This is a genomic window from Prevotella sp. kh1p2 (assembly GCF_900111525.1).
Taxonomy (GTDB): Bacteria; Bacteroidota; Bacteroidia; order Bacteroidales; family Bacteroidaceae; genus Prevotella.
The window spans coordinates 1-13046 of the sequence record NZ_FOHY01000003.1 but is presented as its reverse complement, the minus strand read 5'-3'; the positions used below and the strand labels follow the sequence as shown (position 1 = coordinate 13046).

At 52.5% G+C, this 13046-nt stretch carries 9 protein-coding genes; 2 read left to right on the top strand and 7 right to left on the bottom strand.

The genetic code is table 11. The features are described 5' to 3' along the window. Positions 1–7 precede the first annotated feature (7 nt). Both BMW31_RS02630 and BMW31_RS02625 read left to right on the top strand, forming a co-directional pair. Positions 8–1150 carry a cytochrome d ubiquinol oxidase subunit II gene (locus BMW31_RS02630; RefSeq protein ID WP_091820761.1) on the top strand — a complete coding sequence of 381 codons (1143 nt, stop codon included), beginning with the start codon at positions 8–10 and terminating at the stop codon, positions 1148–1150. A gap of 26 nt (positions 1151–1176) precedes the next feature. Beyond that, positions 1177–1860 carry a peptidylprolyl isomerase gene (locus BMW31_RS02625; RefSeq protein WP_255404797.1) on the top strand — a complete coding sequence of 228 codons (684 nt, stop codon included), beginning with the start codon at positions 1177–1179 and terminating at the stop codon, positions 1858–1860. A gap of 190 nt (positions 1861–2050) precedes the next feature. Here BMW31_RS02625 and BMW31_RS02620 read toward each other — a convergent pair whose 3' ends face one another. The 7 genes from BMW31_RS02620 to BMW31_RS02585 form a co-directional block, all read right to left on the bottom strand. Further along, the gene (locus tag BMW31_RS02620; protein WP_091820757.1) at positions 2051–2941 is read right to left on the bottom strand and encodes a class I SAM-dependent methyltransferase; all 891 of its coding nucleotides are present in this window, start codon (positions 2939–2941) and stop codon (positions 2051–2053) included. Between the two features lie 107 nt (positions 2942–3048). Then, positions 3049–4698 carry a sigma-70 family RNA polymerase sigma factor gene (locus BMW31_RS02615; protein ID WP_177166260.1) on the bottom strand — a complete coding sequence of 550 codons (1650 nt, stop codon included), beginning with the start codon at positions 4696–4698 and terminating at the stop codon, positions 3049–3051. 725 nt (positions 4699–5423) lie between these two features. Then, complete coding sequence (locus BMW31_RS02605; protein ID WP_177166259.1) at positions 5424–7832, bottom strand: outer membrane beta-barrel family protein; 2409 nt, start codon at positions 7830–7832, stop codon at positions 5424–5426. 295 nt (positions 7833–8127) lie between these two features. Beyond that, positions 8128–10581: a hypothetical protein gene (locus BMW31_RS02600; protein WP_143049132.1), complete on the bottom strand. Its 2454-nt coding sequence runs from the start codon at positions 10579–10581 to the stop codon at positions 8128–8130. Between the two features lie 91 nt (positions 10582–10672). Then, positions 10673–11476: a GLPGLI family protein gene (locus tag BMW31_RS02595; protein ID WP_091820748.1), complete on the bottom strand. Its 804-nt coding sequence runs from the start codon at positions 11474–11476 to the stop codon at positions 10673–10675. Between the two features lie 273 nt (positions 11477–11749). Beyond that, positions 11750–12553: a GLPGLI family protein gene (locus BMW31_RS02590; protein ID WP_091820746.1), complete on the bottom strand. Its 804-nt coding sequence runs from the start codon at positions 12551–12553 to the stop codon at positions 11750–11752. 204 nt (positions 12554–12757) lie between these two features. Next, positions 12758–13046: IS30 family transposase (locus tag BMW31_RS02585; protein WP_143049131.1), on the bottom strand; the 289-nt coding region annotated here is incomplete at its 5' end.

Below are 13046 nucleotides of genomic sequence, written 5' to 3'. Positions count from 1 at the left end.
TACTGACATGACATACAGTTTTTTGCAGCATTACTGGTGGTTCCTGATATCCTTATTGGGTGCGCTACTGGTGTTCCTCATGTTCGTACAGGGCGCAAACTCGCTCATCTTCAGCCTCGGCAAGAACCCTGAAGAGCGGCGCATGCTGATGAACTCCACCGGACGGAAGTGGGAATTCACCTTTACCACGCTCGTAACCTTTGGCGGAGCGTTCTTCGCCTCGTTCCCCCTGTTCTACAGCACGAGCTTCGGCGGAGCCTACTGGCTGTGGATGATTATCCTCTTCTCGTTCGTTCTGCAGGCCGTGAGCTATGAGTTCCAGAACAAGCTGGGCAACTTCCTCGGCGCCCGGACGTTCCAGGTGTGCCTCGTTCTCAACGGAGTGCTGGGGCCGCTGTTGCTGGGCGGCGCCGTAGCCACCTTCTTCAACGGTTCCAACTTCGTGGTCAATAAGATGAACCTAACCGACAGTCTGCAGCCCGTCATCAGCCACTGGGCCAACTCAAGCAATGGTCTCGACGCACTGCTCGACCCGTGGAACGTTGTCTTCGGTCTCGCCGTGTTCTTCTTAGCCAGAATTTTAGGCACGCTCTACATCCACAACAACGTGAACGACGACATCATCCGCGGCCGCGTGCGCCGCCAGCTTGGGGTCAACACGACCTGCTTCCTGGCGCTGTTCCTCGCTTTCCTGGTGCGCACACTGCTCAAGGACGGCTTTGCCTACGACCCCGTTTCGGGCGTCATCATGACCGAACCGATGAAGTACCTGCACAACCTGACCGATATGTGGTATCTCTCCGCGGTTCTGCTCGCAGGCGTTGCGCTGCTGCTTTACGGCATTGTGCGCACTGCGGTGAATGTACGCTACACCTCGGGCATCTGGCCTGCCGGCATTGGAGTGGTGCTCGTGGTGCTGGTGTTGTTCCTTTGCGCCGGCTGGAACCACACGGCCTACTATCCTTCTAACGTCGATTTGCAGAGCTCACTCACCATCGTAAACAGCTCCAGCAGCCTCTTCACGCTCAAGACTATGGCCGTGGTGTCGCTCCTCATTCCGTTCGTGCTGGCCTATATCGCCTACGCATGGCATGCCATGGACAAAAAGAAGATTGACCGTGACGAGATAGCGCACGGCGATGCCTACTGAATTGTACGACAGATATGAGAGTTTTGATGAAAACAACAGCCGTGGTCATCTTTTTGACCACGCTCAACCTCAACCTCATGGCACAGCAAGACAGCCTGCGCCATGAGGTTTTGATAGAAACGTCGATGGGCAACATCCGTGTGCAGCTGTACAACGAGACGCCCCGCCACCGCGATAACTTCCTCCGGCTGGTGCGCAGCGGCTACTACGACGGCAACCTCTTCCATCGTGTCATACAGAATTTCATGATACAAACCGGCGACTCCACCACCCGTCATGCGGCCTCCGGAGCCGAGGTGGGGGCCTGGTCACCGGCTTACGAACTGCCTGCCGAAATTTGTTTTCCGCAGCTCTTTCACAAGCGCGGAGCGTTGGCAGCGGCACGCGAGGGCGACGACGTGAACCCCGAACGCCGCTCCTCGGCCAGCCAGTTCTACATTGTGTACGGCCAGCGGTTCACCGAGCAGATGCTCGACCGGGTGCAGCAGCGCCTCGACTCTGCCACGGCCGGCCGCGTGGTGCTTACGCCACAGTTGCGCCGAGTTTACAGCGAGCAGGGCGGTACGCCCCATCTCGACGGGCAGTACACCGTCTTCGGCGAGGTGGTTGAGGGCATGGACGTGGTGAAACAGATACAGTGGGTGGAGACCGACGGCCGCGACCGCCCCTTGCTGGATGTGCGCATCGTCCGTGCCACGGTGCTGCGTTGAGCCTTTTCCGTTGCTTTCGTCTCCGCCACTCGCCCGGAGCGCGCTTAAAAAGGTTTCATCCGCGCTCCCCGTCCGTCCGTTTTCGCAGTGTTGATGATATGCTTCAGGAACTTTCGACAGGTGTCACACATGAATTCGACACCTGTCACACAATCGTGCGACAAGTGTCGAAAGTTCCTGAAGCTTAGTTTTAACATGTAATGAACACCCCATGCGGCCGGCGAAAGCAAGCCTGCGGGGTGCCAAAGGCATCCCGACGGCTGTCGGAAACCTGATTTTCAACGTCGGCGGACGGTTGAAGCTGCAGCAAATAAAAGCATGAAGTGGAGAAGAAATTGCGTACGTATCTGATGGCGGACAATGCTGCCGGCAGCTTTCTCGGGGTGAGGTTGAACTTCTGTTTGTAGTGAGGATTGACGAGCCACAGCTGCCTTTGCCCGATGCGGAGACTGCAGCGGCGGGTCGTAAGCTCAAATCTTTCTATGGAGGTGCGGCACTCCTTGATGCTCATCAGCTCCCGGACAGCGTCTGCCCGCTCGTGTCCCACGTGTTTGAGCAACCACACATAGGCCGTGTTTGGCAGCAGATGGAAGTAGGGAATGTGGGAACAAAAGCGGCTCCTGCATATCTGCTGATGGCCTCCGAAAGGCATTTGCCATGCGGGAAAGGCAACAAAGAGCACGCCCCCTTGGGCCATGAACTCCCTGACGTGTGCCAGGAAAGCCTCTTTACAGGCAACATGCTCGATGACATCATGCAGGATGATGATGTCGAATTTATCCCTCTCACTGCCCGGCAGCGGATATTCAAGGAAGTCGCAATGCGAGAACACCGCATTCGCATGTCCCGAGAAGAAGCTCTGGGCCTGCTCTGTCCGCTGCCTGTCTATGTCAACGCCCGTTACCTTACAGCCTCTTCGGGCAAAAGGGAGCAGGTTTCCTCCCTCGCCGCATCCTATTTCGAGCACGCGCTCCCGGCCCGTAACGGGCTTGAGGAGGTTGATATAAGGAAGGTAATAGTTCTCTGATGTCTCTGCTGTTTCACGGAAGTACTGCTTCCTGTCGGTATGTCTTCTTTGCATAGAAGTATATTTTAGTCTGTGTGGCGGGGCCTGAAAGCCTGCTGCCTTTACAGGTAGAGCCCGCTAAAGGCAAAAGGCTTTCGGGCACAGAGTTAAAATATACAAAATCAATAGCTGATGATGATGCCCACGGGTAACGTGAAGTTGAGGCGGTGGTTGTCGAAGACGGTCTGCACCTTGCTATCCTTCGGGAAGCGGTAATACAAGCTCGGCTCGATGAAAAGGCCCACGGATGGCGACAGATTGTATTGCAGTCCGAGGCCCGTTTGTACCGACCACCTGACCGGGACTGCCCGTTTTGGCGATTCCTTATAGGCCACCTTGCCGTTAACAACGTACGTCACGTCGGTGCGGACATAGACGGGAACTTCCATCCTGATGCCGCCCGAGAGGAATACCGTAAGTCTGTTGCCGCGGTGCAGGGCGTAGTCTACCTTTGCCGGAATAACGATGTTCCTCACCGTTTGCCTTTCCCGGGTGTGGTAAGCGCCTTCTCCCGTCGTTGTTGTGCTGCCCAGTTTCAGGTAGCCTACGCCCGTACCGAAGCTCCAGCGGCTGCCCAGAGCGTGGCTCGCCATGACCTCTACCGACAGCGGAAGGTCGAACTCTCTGTGCTGCCTGATGCTTCCGCTGTTGTGGGAAGCAATGGCCAGCAGGCTTTGCCCAGGCTGATTGTCGTTGTCGATGTACGACTGCGACAGATAAAGTGCGTAATGCTCCCAGTCCTTAAAGCTCTCCAGCGGCGGCTGCAGTTCCGAGGACATGTCGCCTTTGGCCAACTCGTAATAGGACGGAAGTCCCGTCGAACCGGCTCCCGGGTTTCCGTTCAGGTTTACGGCAATGCCCAGCTGCCAGCCATTCTGCAGCCCGTGGCGGGGCAGAACGGGAAGACTGTAATCCTTGTTAGTATATTCAAAGGTGGACGGAGCCGGCATCGGGCGGTGCGATTTCACGGAATCGGCTTCGGTCTTTGCCGTGTCCACGGTTGCCGTTACAGCCGTTTCAGCTGCAACAGTGCTGCCGGGAGCGGGGCTTGCAATCGCTGCCGGCGCCGGCTTCTGCCGTATCGGAAGCCTCGTAGCCAGCGCTTTCTCCCTCGTTTCCGACATTGCGGGCAGGCCGTTCTGCTTTTTCCCGACGCTTCGGCGGACAACTGCGGGCTGCCTGCTCTCTTTCTTTCTCAACAGCAAACCAAAGGGAATGGCCGTTACGAGCAGCAGTATAATCACTTTTTTGCTGTCGGACAGCATCTTGCGCAGCCGCTTTCGGGCAAAGAAGAGCATGGACGAAGATGTGTGAGGCTCTATGTCCAGCAATCGCGAAATCTCCTTGTGCGACAGCCCTTCGAGTACATAAAGCCTGAAAACCCTGCGGTATCCGTTGGGCAGACGGTTGACCATGTCGTTAAGCTGGTCAAGTGACAGCGTGCCGAGTGCCTCCTCCTCCGGCTCCGCAGGCATGCAGTCCCGTATGTCATCCAGCGAGAGAGCGCGGCTTTTTCTCGTCTTTTCGTATTCGTAAGCCAGGTTTGTAACGATTCTGTTCATCCATCCGGCAATGCGGCGGTTGTCTTTCAGCGAGTGGAGTGAGGTGAAGATGATGATGAAAGCATCGTGAACGATATCTTCTGCGGCCTGCCTTTCGTGTACGATACGCCTGCATGTGGCAGTAAGTTTGGGCCCGTAGGTGTTGTACAACATGCCCATTGCTTCGTTGTCCCCTTGCTTGCATCTTTCTACCAGGAGTTCGGTGTTCATATTCCAAATGCCCATTTATGTATAGATAAAATACGGGCGGAATACTTGCTCGGTGCCTGTTTCTTTTAAGTTTTATTCACTTTTGGGCGCTGCCAGTGGCCACTCTGCATGGCGTTAGGGTGCGGGAGAGCCGGAGAAGCACGGATTTCCCCGGCCTCCCGATGCAAGGAAGCGGAAACGGAAATGATGTGATGAAACTTTACAAATACCCTCTCCAGTTTCGCGTATTTGCCACCAACCGTCCGTTAGGTCGCAAATACGCGCTAAAATCGCCGTTTTTGTAACTCGTTGAGCATCAGGATTTTACCCTATAAGCATAGCTCCTGACCATACGGAGATGGCCTCACTATCATAGTGAGATGGCTTCACTGCTGTAGTGAGATGGCCTCACTACGATAAGGAGATGGCCTCCTTACGTTAAAGAGCATAGCTCCTTACGCTTAAAAGCATAGCTCCAAGGGTGTAAAAGCATAGCTCCAAGGGTGTAAAAGGCCATCTCCGTCGTTTCAGGAGGTGGTTTCCGGGGGGTGAAAAGGCCAAAAGCAGCTCTTCCGTTCGCTATTTCGAGCGGAATTGTTGCACTGTTTTTTAGCATGTTTTCTTTACAATCAGGCTTGCAATGGCAGGCCTGCAGACCGGTAAAAGGAGGCAACTGCGGGGGCGTGAACCGGCCGGAAACGCACGGAAAGCATGTCCCGTGGCTCTTCAGGAACCTGTTGCAGGCCTCATCGTACGCCCGTTTCCTGGTCCGTACTGCGGAGGGTATTGTCGCGTTTGATGTTTCTCGGCTTGCCGCTTCGCAGTGTATAAGATACGTCTATGCCAAAGGAGCGGGCGGTCATGTAGTTGGTTTGCCGGCTTGCGAAGCCCTGGTATTGCTTCCGGATGCGCAGGGTTTCGTATTTGTTGAACGGCGAATTGACCGTTATCTTCACGTTCAGAGCGTTTTTCAGGAACGACCTGCTGACGTAGCATGAGTACAGCGAGAAGGCATCCGACTTGCTCCAGGCGTCCGGACGGTTCTTGTAGTTGCCGTACTGCAGGCCTACGGCCCACTGTTTGATGCTCAAATTGCCCATAAAGGTAAGGTTGTATTCCCACCAATGCTGGTTCAGGTCCCAGTCGGAGCTCTTCATCCGGCCGTAAGTCAGGTTGCCCGTGGCCGTAAGTGACAGCATGCTGACGGGCCGGTAGTTGATGTATATGTTGCCGCCCGTGGCTCTGATGTAGTCAATGTTCCTGTATGTATCTGTCAGGAGCGTAGAACCCTGCTCCTGATAGGAATAAGGTACGACAGCATCGTTGAGCTGCTGGAAGCTCAGGTCGTACGACATGAACAGCTTGGGGCCAAAGCTCATGAGGCCGGCACCCAGCGTTTGTGTGTGCGGATATAGCAGGTTGGGGTTGCCTTTGCCGGCTGCATAGGAGGAGTAAACGGCCGTAAAGGGATTGAGCATCGTGATGTCGGGGCGCTGGATGCCGCCGGAGTAGTTGAGTGAGAGCTGCGTGCTCTTGCTTATTCGGTAGCTCAGGCCAAGGTGCGGGATGAGGATGTTGTCGTGAGAGGTCACACCTTGGGCATGGTTCAGCTTCATGTTCAGGCTGGCGTATTCCCATCTTAGGCTGGCGTTCAGGCTCAGTTTGCCGAAGAGGCCTGTGTAGGAGGCGTAGAGGGAGGATATGTTCTGCGTGTAGTCCATGTCCTCTTTCGGGGCGTCGACATGTATGGGAGCCGTCCACTCGTTGTTCAGCCACTCGTAGAGCGATGCCTTTGTGTGCCCTGAGCGGAATATCTGTTTGCCGCCCAGGTGCAGTTCGTGCCCCTTTCCTGCGGGCAGCAGCAGGTCGGCCATCAGTGTGTGTTCGTTCAGTCCGCCGTTGGTGGCGCGCTTGTAACGCTCGTTTCCGCTTCCCGCAGCCCCCGTGTAATCCTGCTGATAGTTGCGCTTGTCGGGATTGTAGGTATAGCGGTAGCCTGCAGAGAAGTTCTCCTTGTTCTTGTTGGTGGGCAGGAAGTGCCGGTAAACCGCGTTTGTTTCGGCTGTTCCGGTCCAGTTGCTGTTGTCGTTAACGAACCGGGTATGAATGGTGTTTTGGCCGGGCATGGTCAGTGACTGTTCCCACTGCGTGCTCAGATTGGTCTGTTTGAAGAGCCCGTGCCCGTCGAGATACAGCGAGTTCAGGCTGTCTATGGTCCATGTAAGCAACCCCCTGACCGTGTGAGTGTTCCAGTCACCGTCTCCTTTTCCTTCCATGAAGACCTTGCGGTTGCTGTCCGTAAAGCTGTTCTCAGTCTCTATGGGCTGGTTGCGCTGCCCTTCATTGTGGAAATCGTAGCCTACCGAAAAGTCAACATTGCCCTTGGTTCCCGTGAAAGTTGCACCGGCATGGCCCTTGGGTTGGGTGGCGGCGCCGGTGTAGGCCGTGAGTGTATAACCCGTCAGATGGTGTTTCTCGGTTACGATGTTGATGATGGCGTCTCCTGCATCGGCATCGTACCGGCCGTCGATGTTCGTGATAACCTCTACTTTTGATATGGTCGAGGCGGGTATTCCCTGCAGTATTTCCTTAGGATTGGTCATGGCTATGCGGTACGGGCGGCCGTTCATGTAGATGGAGTAGCGCGAACTTCCCTTTACGGTGATGTTGTTGTTGGGGTCGACATTGATTAACGGCACCTGTTGCAGTGCCGACAAAAGGGTAGAACTCTGTACAGATTTGTCGGCCGACATATCATATACGATGCCTTCGTGCGTCATCTTGATGTGTTCCCGCCTGCCTACAACCGTTACTTCTGTAAGAGTTTTGCTCTCGGAAGCCATGTACACAGGGATTACAGCGTAGCTGCCAGCTACTACTTCCTTGCTGTAATCTCTGTAACCCACGCAACTTGCCCTCATCACATACCTGCCCGGAGCCGTGCGGAACACGATGCTTCCGCTGTCGTTGGTGCAGCTGAACAGGGTGTCGGTTGGACTTAATAAGGCTATGTTGACAAAGGGAATTGTCTCGTGTGTGAGACTGTCGTATACTATAAACTTGGTATATGCCTTCCCGTTGGCCTGTGCATGGCAGCACATGGCGTGGAGTAAAAGGAACAGCAGTATGGTTTCGCCTCTTGATAAGATTCTCATTTGCATAAGTGGGTGTAGTTTTAAGGATGCTGTCATCCCTCTATGTGCCCGGAGCTTGTGCCCTGCAACATGGGTATGGAGCTTCTTTGCTTGTTCATGTTACGGTGACAAATTTACGCAAATTGATTTTATTTGGCGACTAAATCAGTTTTCTTTTTACTAAAAAGCGTTATATTGTTTTAAATCGTTACATGGAGTGTAGGCTCATCTCGGCAACTTCCGCAGGTAGAAACAGCCTTTCCGTCTTCTATTCCAGACGGAAATATCGCATGTTTTCCTTATGATCCTGCTTGATTCAGTTAATGTCGAAACTCCATTTAACGATGAATTCGCGCGGTCGCAGACGGTTAGCGGTGCAGGTTTGCAGGGTGTTGGTAAGCTGGATACGCTCTATCCGGTCTTTTCCGACGATGTTGTTAACCTCTACCGAGAGCTCGGAATGGCTGTTCTTGTAACTCAGCGCGACGTCGCAGAAGTAGTTCCTGCCAAGCGTTTTGTCGTTGGTGTAGAGCAGTTCGTTGTTCCAGGTCATCATGATTTTGGGTGTGAAGAAGAAGTAGAAGCCTAATTCATGCTTCCAGTTCAGGGTCTTTCCGGCCGAGAGAGCTTTGCTGGTGAGGTTCTTCTGCCGTGTAATGGTTACCGAAGAGCTGCCTTCGAGCGACAGCAGCGGCCACGGGCGGAGCGAGTAGTTGGTGCCGATGGTGGTGGTGTACATGCGGGCATCGTTCAGTTTGTGGGCTATCAGGAGCTGATAGTCGCTGCGTTGGGCCCTGACACTTGTGGCAATGTAGGCCTTTGCCCATGAGAACGACTTGCTGATGCGGGCCGTAATGCCCGCGGTGGCGGATGTGTAGCTGCTGTCGGTGGCCATTATCGTGTAGACCGACTGGTTGAGACGGTATTCGTACAGGGTGCTGCCGGCGGTGCGGCTGTAGGTTGGCTGAATGTAGAAGAACATGCCGGAGAGCGGGTTGGCATATTCATAGGAGACGGCGAAGGTCGTGGCTCGGGTGGATGACGTCTTGCCCTTGTTCATCATCCGCGTGCGATAGTCGGTAAAGAGCGGCGTATCGAAAATGAATTCTGCCGTCAGCGGGGCGTGGGTGGCGGTTACTGAGGCCGAGAGAGTTGACATGGCGGAGATTTGCCAGTGGTACGAAAGCCTTGGGTCTAACCATAGATGCCGGTCGTGCGACTGCTTGTACGACTGGTGTACCAGTAATGTCTTGGCATAGACGGCCAGCCGGTGGCTGCCGAAATTGAGTGTCATGGAAGGCGTGCAGTACAGCGTGCGGCAGATATAGGGGCTTTGGTGCGAGGTCTGAGGTCCCGTTTCTACGCCAATGTACTGGTGATCGTAGGTTGCTCCTACGGTGTTCTCGATGTTGAAACGGCCGATGGGTACGGCGCAGTTCAGTTCCGATTTGATGTTCAGGTAGCGCTGTGAGAGCTTTTCTGTTTCGCCTTGCGCGGTGAACAGACGGCCAGGCAGGTTGTGATAGGTGATGTTGGTGTTCCATTTGTACACGCGCTTGGCCTGTGTGGTGTGCGACAGGTGTAGCTCGTCGGCTATGTATTGCTTGTGCGGCTTTATCATCTGGCGGGTGTCTGTGCCGTTGAGGCGCATGCTGCCCGTACTCTTGTTGAAGTCCATGTACCCTCTCAGGTTGTTGTTCACGAATGTGTTGTCGCCGTTGTATTGATAGTTAGCTTCGCCTTTCCACTGGCTCCGCGTATTCGTGATGTCGTCTTCTTCGAGTATGGTGGGCATGCCTTCGATGGTGAGATAGGTTTCGGAACTCTTTTTCCACAGGTCGCTCTTATCGAGAAAGATGTTTCCCTGCAGGCGCAGTTCCGACTCCTTTCCCGTCTTCCACAGCCAGTTGCCGGCCATAAGGTGGCTGCGGTTGAACTCATGGCGCTCTTGTTTCATGTTTGGAACGCTGACCTCCATGAGCGAGAGCAGTCCGTCTTCACTTTCAATCATGCTTTGGCTTTGCATGACTAAATCCCTTACCTCGGTGCTGATGTCTTTCCCCGTGTTGTTATTTTTATACAGCATCAGGGTTTGGAACTGCTTGTTGAAGTACAATCCCAATGCCCGGTTGTCGTAAATAAAGCGCTGCCCGTAGCCTGCTCCTAAGTCCATGGTGCCGCTCCAAACGGCTTTGGCATCGTCGGTGAGTACCAGGTTGAGTGCAGCCTGGTCGCTGAACTGTACGCCGTGCAGCGATTTTACGGGCTGATGGTTCTGCAGCACCTGTACGTTCTGTATCTTGTCGGCCGGTATGTTCTTGTTGGCAACCCCGTATTGGGAGCCCATGAGGTCGAGTCCTTCAATGTAGAACTTGTTGATGGCCTTGCCTTGGAATTTAACAGAGCCGTCGCTCGACACCTCCATGCCCGGCATCTTGGCTATTACATCGCCTATGCTGCGGTCCTGCCCCTGACGGAAACCGGCCACGGAGTAAGTGAGCGTGTCGCCGCTGGCCTGTATGCGCTTGGCCCTTACGGTTACTTCCTTGAGCGTGAACTTGTCTTTCCGGAGTACAATGGTCATGCTGTCCTTCATCTCTCCGGGCGGTATTACCTTGGTTTGGTAGCCTAAATAGCTTACCTTAAACGCCTGCAACGTGTTCTCTTTCAGCGTGTCGGGTACAGAGAGGCTGTACTGCCCCTGCTCGTTCGTCGTGGTATAGGCCAGTATCCGCTCTGCTCTGTCTATGCCTACAAGGGTAGCTTGCACCAGGGGAGCCCCGTCACTCCCCTTTACCGTGCCGGTGAATACTTGTGCACGGGAACTGATACTTATCAGGCAAAGGAGTGTTATAGGGATGTTAGTTTTCAAGGAAAACCGGAATTCTCTTCTTGTAAACAATTGGTTTGCCATCTCTTCCTATTGGGTGGTCAATGATGCCAAACCGTTTGACGTATTCCACGGGGTTGGCAGCGCTTTCTTCTTTCAGGCGTTTTAACTCCTGCTTGGTGCATTTGATGCTTTTATCCAGCGACGGGATGGACACCGTACCCTCCCCTTGCCTGATTTCGAAACATTCGAAAGAGAAGATGCCGGAGTCATCATGAGCATAGAGAATGAGCCCCGGCAGTCCTTGCAGCTTCCACGGGCCAGCCTGAACGGGGATGGAACTTGTGAAGCACGCCGTCCATTTGCGGTTTCCGTACGTGCAGGTGGCAAACTGGCACGGCATATTCAAAATTGTGGTGTCGCGGGGTTGGATGGTCCACGTTATGGGAGCGATGGGTTCTTTATAATAGAAACTTTTATATTCTCTGTCAGCGATCGTCCTCTGACCTTGTATAGGGTAATTGTTAAATACATATTCAAATGACCGTGGAGTAGGATATTGCCCTATGAGCCTCAAAGCCTCCTGAACACTCCCATGCGCTTTCGTGACGCTGTCAGCAATTTCCTCTCTTCTTTTTTGCCATCTTCCGTAGTATGCCGTACGGTGTTGGCCGATTTCAAGCACCTTTTCCTCCGTTTCCAGATCCTTTTGGTCGGTGTACGACTTGAAACTGTACAGGTAGTAGGCACGCATGCGTACAGAGTCAACTTCTTGCCCCTGCACATTTGTGCTAAGTGTAGCAAGCAGTGTAAATAAGAAGAATTTATTATACATCTGTACAAAGGTTTACTAAGTTCTGATTTCATGATGAATTTAAACGAGGCATGGGGAGCATTCCTCCCCTGTCTTTTATATGAGTGATAGATTAAAGCACGTCAAATATATTGAATATAATTGATAGTTGCAAATAAAAAACGGTTCTTTTATAATTTTTATACAACATATATGTGAGCATTGGAATGGGAAAGCAGTGTAGGTAGCCAGAGCTTTTGGCTCCTTGTAACATGAACATCAACACATGTTAGACACCAAAGTGCAATAAGAAAGTCATTCTTCCAGAAGAACCGGAATTCTCTTTTTATAAACAATCGGTTTGCCATCTCTTCCTATTGGGTGGTCAATGATGCCAAACCGTTTGACGTATTCCACGGGGTTGGCAGCACTTTCTTCTTTCAGGCGTTTTAGCTCCTGCTTGGTGCATTTGATGTATTTGGTCATAGAGGGAGTGAACACCGTACCCTCTCCTTGCCTGATTTTAAAACACTCAAAGGCGAAGATGCCGGAGTCATCATGAGCATAGAGAATGAGCCCCGGCAGTCCTTGCAGCTTCCACGGGCCAGCCTGAACGGGAATGGAAGTGGTAAAGCAGGCTGTCCATTTTCGGTTGCCATACGTACATGTGGCAAACTGGCAGGGCATATCTAAAATTGTGGTATCGCGGGGTTGAATAGTCCACGTCATTGGAGCGATGGGTTCTTCATAATAGAAAGGCTTAAAAACTCTATCAGTAATTGTTCTCTGACCTTGTGAAGGGTAATTGTTAAATAAATACCCAAATGATCGGGGAGTAGGATATTGGCTGGTGACCCTCAACATCTCCTCAAGACCTCCATGTGCTTTCGCGACGCTATCTCTTAATTCATCTCTTTTTCTTTGCCATCTTCCGTAATATGCCGTACGGTGTTGGCCAATTTCAAGCACCTTTTCCTCCGTTTTCAAATCCTTTTGGTCGGTGTACGACTTGAAACTGTACAGGTAGTAGGCACGCATGCGTACAGAGTCAACTTCTTGCCCCTGCACATTTGTGCTAAGTGTAGCAAGCAGTGTAAATAAGAAGAATTTATTATACATCTGTACAAAAGTTTCTAAGTTCTGATTTCATGATGAATTATAAACGAGGCATGGGGAGCATTCCTCCCCTGTCTTTTACATGAGTGATAGATTAAAGCATGTCAAATATATTGAATATAATTGATAGTTGCAAATAAAAAACGGTTCTTTAATAATTTTTATACAATAAATATTCAAGGGCGGATTCCATAAGCAAGTGCAAAGTTAGGCAATTCTTTCCTTAATGAGGTCTTTAGGCTTCCCAAATCCGTTTTTCTTTCTTGGCCTGTTGTTCAATTTTTCCATCACGTGTCTGATATACTGCTTTGTTATTCCCCTGAAATCCGTCTTCTTGGGTATATACTGCCTGATGAGTCCGTTCATGTTCTCTATGGCCCCCTTCTCCCATGACGAGTATGGATGTGCGAAGTAAACGGTCGTGTCCAGTTCCCTTGCGATGATTTGGTGTGCGGCAAACTCAGTGCCGTTGTCAGTCGTTATGGTCCTTACGGGC